Below are 6,574 nucleotides of genomic sequence, written 5' to 3'. Positions count from 1 at the left end.
ACGCCCGCCGGCAGGCGGCCGCCTCGCTGCTGGCGCCCGGCGCGCCGCGCGGCGGCGCGGCCGTCACCGCCGTGATGGAGGGCGTCGAGGCGCTGGACGGCCACTTCTCGCGCTTCGCTCCGGCCCGCAGCGCCTCGGCGGTCGCCCCGCTGCTGCTGATCGGCCTGACCGCCATCGCCAGCCCGGTCTGCGCGGGCGTCCAGCTCTTCACCCTGGCGCCGTTCATCGCCGCCATGGCCCTGGCCGGCATGGCGGCCGCCGACGCCTCGCGCCGGCAGTTCCTGGCCCTGGAGCGGCTATCGGCCCTGTTCCTCGACCGCGTGCGCGGCCTGCCGGTGGTGCTGGCCTTTCAAGCCGAGACCCGGGTGACGACGGGCCTGGCCCAGGCCGCCCAGGACCTTTCGCGCCGCACCCAGGCGGTGCTGCGCGTGGCCTTCTTCTCGTCGGCGGCGCTGGAGTTCTTCGCCGCCCTGTCCGTGGCGCTGGTCGCGGTCTATTGCGGCTTCAACCTGCTGCGCCTGCTGCCCTTCCCCGTCCCCGAGACGCTGGACCTGAAGCGGGCCTTCTTCGCCCTGGCCCTGGCGCCGGAGGTCTACGCCCCGATGCGCCGCCTGGCCGCGGCCTATCACGACCGCCAGGCCGCCGAGTCCGCCGCCCTGACCCTGGCCCGCCTGCCCGTTGCCGCCCCGGCGCCCGCGCCGCTGGACCTGCCGACCGCCCCGGAGATCCGTTTCGAGGCCGTGGGCGTGACCTATCCCGGCGGCGAGGCGGCGGTGTTAGACGGCTTCGACCTGGTCGCCCCGGCCGGCCGGATCACCGCCCTGCTCGGCCCCAGCGGCTGCGGCAAGACCACCCTGCTGAACCTGCTGACCGGCCTTGCGCCCCTGACCGCCGGCGAGGTGCGGGTGGGCGAGGCCAGGCTTTCGGAGGCCGGCGCCTTCGCCGCCGACCTGGCCTGGGCCGGCCAGTCGCCGCTGCTGCTGGCCGGAACCCTGGCCGACAACCTGGCCCTGGCCCGGCCCGACGCCTCGCGGGAAGACCTCGAGGCCGCCGCCCGCCGCGCCGGCCTCTCCGACCTGCTCGACCGCCGCCGCGGGCTCGACGCGCCGCTGGACGAACGCGGCGGCGGCCTGTCGGGCGGCGAGCGCCGGCGCTTGGGGATAGCCCGCGCCCTGCTGAAACCCGCGCCCATCCTGTTGCTGGACGAGCCGACAGCCGACCTCGACGCCGACGCCGAGGCCCAGATGATCGAGGCGATCCGGCGAGCCGCCGCCGGTCGCACCACCCTGATCGCCAGCCACTCCGAGGCCCTCGCGGCCGTCGCCGACCAGGTGGTGCGCCTGTGACCAAGAGCCCGCTTTCCAGACTGATCGCCGAGCAGCGCCGCCGCCAGGCCGGCCCGCTGATCCTGGCCGCCGCCGCCGCCGTCGTGGTCGGGGCCGGTTCGACCGCGCTCCTCGGCCTGTCGGGATGGTTCATCACCGGCGCGGCCCTGGCCGGAGCGGCCGGGCTGGCGACGGCCCAGGCCTTCAACGTGCTGCTGCCCAGCGCCACGATCCGCCTGCTGGCGATCCTGCGCACCGTCGCCCGCTACGGCGAGCGCCTGCAGAGCCACGCCGCCGCGCTGGACGCCCTGGCCGCCATCCGCCCGCGCCTGTTCGCCGCCCTGGCCGCCGCTCCGCCCCGCGAGGCCCTGGCCGTCTCGCGCGGCGAGGCCGCCGCCCGCSTGGTGCAGGACGTCGACGCCGTCGAGACCCGCTTCGTGCGCCTGTCCGCGCCCTGGGGCGCAGCCGCCGGGATCGGCATGGCCGTGGCGCTGTCGGCCCTGGCCGGGATCGGGCCGGCGCTCGCCATCCTGACCGCCGTCGCCCTGCACCTGATCCTGGCCCGCGTTCTGACCCGGCGGCTCAGCGCTCCGGCCGGCGCGGCGATCCAGGTCGCGGCGGGCGAACTCAAGGAAGCCCTGGCCGCCTTCGCCGCCGCCGCGGCCGAACTGAAGGTCTACGGCGCGCAAGGTCCCGCGCTGGACCGCATCGCGGCGCTGGGCGACCGGCTGGACGCGCTGAAGGTGCGCGCCGCCCGCGCCCAGGGGCTGGTCGGCCTGCTGGAAGGCGCGCTGACCGGCCTGGCGATCGCCGCCGTGCTGGCCCTGGCCGCCCCGGCCTCGGCGCCGCTGGCCGCGCTGGCCGCCCTGGCCGCGGTGATGGCCATCGAGGCCGCCGCCCCGATCGCCCGCGCCTTCGAACAGGACGGCGCGGCCGAGGCCGCCGGCGAGCGGCTGGACGCCCTGCTGCGCCATGCTCCCCAGGAAACGCCGCCGCCGGCGCCCGGCCGCCTGGCCCTGCGCCTGCAGGGCGTGGACCTGGCTTCCGGSGCGCGCCTGGCCCTGACGGGCCCCACCGGCAGCGGCAAGACAACGCGGCTGGAGCAGCTGCTCGGCCTGCGCCCCGCTCCGGCGGGCGCCTTCGCCCTCGACGGCCAGGACGGCGCGGCCCTGCCGCCCGCCGTCCTGCGCCCRGCCTTCGCCTACGCCCCCCAGGACGCCGCCCTGCTGGCCGGCACGGTGCGCGAGAACCTGAAGCTGGCGGCTCCGGCCGCCACGGACGAGGCCCTGTGGGCCGCCCTCGACGACGCGGCCCTGGCCGAGCGGGTCCGCGCCTTGCCTCAGGGGCTGGACACCTGGCTGGGCGAGGCCGGCGAGCGGCTGTCGGGCGGCGAGCGCCGTCGCCTGTCGCTGGCCCGCGCCCTGCTGCGCGACGCCCCCTGGCTGCTGCTGGACGAGCCGACCGAAGGGCTGGACCCGACGACCGAGGCCCTCGTCGTGGCGCGCCTGGACGCGCGACTGCGCCGCACCGGGCAAGGCCTGGTGCTGGTCAGTCACCGTCCGGCCCCGCTGAGGCTCTGCGAACAGGCGATGGCGGTGGAAACGGTGTCGCCGCCCGCCGGGTCGGTTATAAGCCGGCGCATGATCGAACCGGCGAAGTCTTGAGGCCCATGGCCGCCGCCCCGCGCTCTCCCGGGCCGCTGCACAGCGAGCTTCGCCCCGGCGTGTTCCTGGCCTCGGCCACGATGATCGCCGCCTGCGCGCTGCTCTTCTTCGCCCTGCCCAGCCGCTACGCCGCCCCGGCCGCCTTCCTGCTGTTCGTGCCGTCGGTGCTGGTCAGCGCCGCGCTCGGCGGCCTGGTGCCCGGCCTGATCTCGACGGTCGTAGCCTCGGCCATCGTGTGGTTCCTGACCTTCTCGCCGCATCCCGACCAGGCGACGGCGGTGTCGAGCATCGTGTTCCTGATGATCGGGGTGGGCATGTCGATCGGCGGCGGCTGGTTCCACGCCGCCCGCCACCGCACCGTGGCCATGACCAGCCACCTGCGCTCGATCCTCGACACCGTGCCCGACGCGGTGGTCGTCATCGATCCGCGCGGGATCATGACCTCGTTCAGCCCGGCGGCCGAGCGCCTGTTCGGCTGGACCGCCGCCGAGACCGTGGGCCGAAACGTCAGCATGCTGATGCCCGAACCGCACCAGAGCGCCCACGACGGCTATCTGGCGCGCTACGAACAGACCGGCGAGAAGCGGGTGATCGGCGTCGGCCGCGTGGTCACCGGCCAGCGCCGCGACGGCTCGACCTTCCCCATGGAACTGGCGGTCGGCGAGACCAAGGGCCCGACCCGCGCCTACACCGGCTTCATCCGCGACCTGACCGAGCGCCACGCCACCGAGGCCCGCCTGCAGGAACTGCAGGGCGAACTGGTGCACGTCTCGCGCCTGACCGCCATGGGCGAGATGGCCACCACCCTGGCCCACGAGCTGAACCAGCCGCTGTCGGCCATCGCCAACCTGCTGACCGGCTCTCGCCGGCTGATGGATMGCGGCCGGCCCGAGGACCAGGCCAAGGTGCGCGACGCCATCGACCGCGCCTCCGACCAGGCGCTGCGGGCCGGCGACGTGATCCACCGCATGCGCGAGTTCGTGCGTCGCGGGGCCACCGAGCGCGACATCGAGAGCCTGTCGGAACTGGTCGACGACGCCCGCGCCCTGGCCCTGATCGGCGTGCGCGAAGGCCAGGCCGAGGTCCGCATCGCCCTGGACGAGACCTGCGACGCGGTGTTCGCCGACCGGGTTCAGATCCAGCAGGTGCTGGTCAACCTGATCCGCAACGCCGTCGAGGCCATGGACGGCCAGCCCGTGCGGCGCCTGTCGGTGGCCAGCCGGCGGCTGGACGACGGAACGATCGAGGTGGCCGTGGCCGACACCGGCGCCGGCGTCGACGACGAGTTTCGCGAGCGCCTGTTCCAGCCGTTCATGACCACCAAGGCCGAGGGCATGGGCGTGGGCCTGTCGATCTCGCGCTCGATCATCGAGGCCCACGGCGGCCGCATCTGGGCCGACGCCAATCCGGACGGCGGCACGGTGTTCCGCTTCACCCTGCCGCCCGCCCCAGGCCCCTCCAAGACCCGCACGCCTGCAGCCGACCAGGAGACGATTTGATGAGCGACGCCGTTGTGCACGTGGTCGACGACGACGCCGACGCCCGCGACTCCCTGGCCTTCCTGCTGGAGACGGCCGATTTCCGCGTGCGCACCTACGCCAGCGCCCTGGCCTTCCTGACCGAGCTGCCCGAGGCCGAGCCCGGCTGCGTGATCACCGACGTGCGCATGCCGGGCATGACCGGCCAGGAACTGGTGCGCCGCCTCAAGGCCGAGGGCTCGGGCCTGCCGGTGGTGATGATCACCGGCCACGGCGACATCCCGATGGCCGTCGAGGCCATGCGCGACGGCGTCGTCGACTTCATCGAGAAGCCCTTCTCGGAAGCCCGCATCCTGGCGGCGCTGGAGCGCGCCCTGGCGGCGGCTCCCCAGCCCACGGTCAGCGACGACCAGGCCCAGGTGCTGGCCCGCATGGAAACCCTGTCCGAGCGCGAGCGTCAGGTGCTGGACGGCGTGGTGGCCGGCCACCCCAACAAGATCATCGCCCGTGACCTCGGCATCAGCCCGCGGACCGTCGAGATCTATCGCGCCAAGCTGATGAGCAAGATGCACGCCGACAACCTGGCCGCCCTGGTGCGGATGACGCTGTCGGTTCGCTAGACGCCCGCCTCAGCGCGCGGGGCACGTCATCGGCTTCAGCGGCCTGACCTGCCGGGCCGTGAGCGTTTCGCCCCTGGCCATGCGGGACAGGAGGGGATCTGTCGCCACGACGGCGCCGAGACCTTCGTCCCGGGCCATCCGCGCGTCCCAGGCCTGGGCGGCCTCGGCCAGGGCGCTCCGCTCGCCGTCGGCCAGAGTCGGCGAGGCGGCCATGCGCTTGACGACGGCCGCACCGAACCGGCCGCCCTCGCGGCTCCAGACGTCGAACAGCACGGCGCGACGGGCCGGCCCGGCGCAGAACACGCGGGTCAGCGCCCGGTCGGCGTCGGCATCGTCGCCCAGGCCGTACCAGCGCAGCGTGATCCCGAGCGGCAGGACCAGCGGATCGTCGGGACCGCCCGCCGCCGGGGCGTCCAGCACCTCGGGCCGGACCAGTTCGGCGACCGCCCACTTGCCTATCGCCGCTACGTGACCCGACAGCATGTCCGTCAGTTCCGGATCGGCGCGATAGTCGCTGGTGAGCAGGGCCTTGGGCCCCTCGACGAAATAGTCGTCCATGCCGAAGCGCGCCCGGGCCTGCTTGGCCAGGGCCGTCGACAGCGCCGGCCACCGCGCCTGCACGAACGGATCGGTGCGCCAGCGCGGCGGTTCGCCTCCGTAGGGGTCTTCCTGGACGTCGCTCATGATCCGCAGCAGGCGCATGGCCTCGTCCGCCGAGCCGGTCGCCGCCAGCCTGGCGGGAAAGCGCGCCTCGATCAGGTCGTAGGCGCGACGATAGCCGCCGTTCGCAGCCAGGAAGCGCAGGCCCAGGTCGAGATCGTCCAGCGAGGCGTCCTCGCGCAGGAGGGGCTCAAAGAGCGGCCCGGCGTCTGCGTGGCCTGGCTCGATCAGGGCCTCCAGGATGGCGTTCTCGCGCGGATCGCGCGGCGGCTTGCCCGCCTCCTCGCCGCCCGCCGCGCTCAAGATCAGGTCCGAGAACATCGCCGCCGCCGACTGTTCCTGGTCGTAGGCGGGGTTGCGGAGCGTACTGCGGCGCCCGCCCGGCCTTGACGTCGTCGTAGGCCGCCAGCAGGTAGCCGGTGGGCTTCCAAGGCGAGACCGAGCCCAGGTGGCCGCCGATGTCCATGGCCAGCGCCGCCTCGTAGGGGGTCTTGCCAGGCTTGGCGTCGATCTCGGCCTTGAGGGCCTCGAGGCGGGCCAGTTCCGTCATCCCATCGGGCTCGCGCTGGATGTCGAGATAGGTCCGCACCGCCTTCGACCAGGCCGAGTCCGGGCCGGCGTAGTCCTCGTTAACCCGCGAGAAGGGAAAACCCAGCACGCCCAGGCGCTCGCCCTTGCGGCCGAGGAACAGCAGGTAGCTGCGGCCCTTGGCCAAGGTCATCCGATTGCAGGGGCCCATGTGCCCGTCCGGATGCGAGAAGAAGATGTCGTCGGGGTCGCTGCGCGTCGTGCGGCCCAGCATGAGGCCCCGCACCACGATCTCGCCC

General features: G+C 74.3%; 5 protein-coding genes. 4 read left to right on the top strand and 1 reads right to left on the bottom strand.

All coding sequences use genetic code 11. The features are described from left to right. The 4 genes from cydD to fixJ all read left to right on the top strand — a co-directional run. On the top strand, positions 1-1,346 hold a 1,346-nt coding region (gene cydD / locus AC1DCG_RS10840; RefSeq protein WP_477041482.1), incomplete at its 5' end, for a thiol reductant ABC exporter subunit CydD. Then, positions 1,343-2,989, top strand: a complete 1,647-nt coding sequence (locus tag AC1DCG_RS10835) for an amino acid ABC transporter ATP-binding/permease protein (protein WP_477041481.1) — start codon at positions 1,343-1,345, stop codon at positions 2,987-2,989. The genes cydD and AC1DCG_RS10835, both read left to right, overlap by 4 nt. Before the next feature lie 5 nt (positions 2,990-2,994). Next, on the top strand, positions 2,995-4,488 hold the full coding sequence (locus AC1DCG_RS10830) for a PAS domain S-box protein (RefSeq protein WP_477041480.1): 1,494 nt from the start codon (positions 2,995-2,997) through the stop codon (positions 4,486-4,488). Further along, positions 4,488-5,087 carry a response regulator FixJ gene (fixJ, locus tag AC1DCG_RS10825; RefSeq protein WP_165258037.1) on the top strand — a complete coding sequence of 200 codons (600 nt, stop codon included), beginning with the start codon at positions 4,488-4,490 and terminating at the stop codon, positions 5,085-5,087. Before AC1DCG_RS10830 ends, fixJ begins: the two co-directional genes overlap by 1 nt. Before the next feature lie 9 nt (positions 5,088-5,096). Here fixJ and AC1DCG_RS10820 read toward each other — a convergent pair whose 3' ends face one another. Beyond that, a complete protein-coding gene (locus AC1DCG_RS10820) occupies positions 5,097-6,068 on the bottom strand; it encodes a hypothetical protein (protein WP_477036609.1) in 972 nt (323 codons plus the stop codon). Positions 6,069-6,574 lie beyond the last annotated feature (506 nt).

The sequence above is a fragment of the Caulobacter sp. 10L414 genome, assembly GCF_056395525.1.
This window is presented reverse-complemented; position numbering and strand designations above follow the sequence as displayed.